At 37.9% G+C, this 990-nt stretch carries 1 protein-coding gene; it reads right to left on the bottom strand.

From position 1 onward, the window contains the following. Positions 1-121: 121 nt before the first annotated feature. Positions 122-990: IS256 family transposase (locus ACQCVH_RS25225; protein ID WP_426838406.1), on the bottom strand; the 869-nt coding region annotated here is incomplete at its 5' end.

Here is a 990-nt window from a genome sequence, read left to right as displayed (position 1 = left end):
AGTCAAGTCCTTAAAATTGTGTAAATTCATCTAAACAATGATACAACCACTGTGCTATGTTTTGATTTTTTGACAGGAAAGGGGGTACCCCCTTTCCTGTCAAAAAATTTTCGCGCTTCGCTTATACCCTTACTCTTCTGTTCAGTTTTAAATTTTCATTCTCCATCAAAAATGCCCCAATTAGACGAAAAGCAGACTGAGTATTTGGGAAAATTCTTATGACTTTTTCTCTTCTTCTAATTTCCTGATTTAATCGTTCCAACGAATTCGTACTGCTGATATGCAAATGAAATCTGCCTTCTTCATTAAGGTATTGAATAGAATCTTCAAAACCATCCTCAAGTATTTCTAAAGCGTTACTAAGCTTCGGGTTATCTCCATACTTAGTAATGAATTCTTCTTTGGTAGCTCTTGCCTCTTCGTGAGAGGCAGACTGATAAATTCTTCGTAAGTCAAGAATCACAGTTTTCATCTCTTTTTTTGGTAATTTACTTATAATATTTCGTTTGAAGTGCACAGTGCATCGCTGCCAAGAGGTTCCTATAAACTCACGTTCAATGGCTTTTCTTAATCCAGTATGTGCATCTGAAATAACTAGCTTTGGGGATTGTAAGCCTCGAGATTTCAACTCCTGGAAAAAGCTCTGCCAAGCTTTAAAGCTTTCAACATGATCTATTTTTAAACCAATAACCTCCCGTTGTTTTTTATTGTTCATTCCTGTCATGATATAGACAGCTTTGGAAACAACTTTATTATGTTCTCGAACCTTTATATACATGGCATCAGCGTAAAGATACGGGAAGTGGTGAACGTTTAGCGGCCTGGCGGCCCACTTATTTACAATGGGATCAAGCTTTTCTGTCAGTGAAGAAACAAAGGACTTTGATACACTCTCACCACAAAGCTGTTCAACAATATTAGTGACCTTCCGAGTAGAGACCCCATTAACAACCATCTCAAGCATAGAGAGCGTAAGAGCTTGGTCGACCC

Origin of the sequence: Bacillus infantis (assembly GCF_050107595.1) — a bacterium.
Classification (GTDB): domain Bacteria; phylum Bacillota; class Bacilli; order Bacillales; family Cytobacillaceae; genus Bacillus_AB; species Bacillus_AB infantis_C.
Note: the sequence above shows the minus strand (reverse complement) of the source record. Positions and strands in the feature narration are given on the sequence as shown.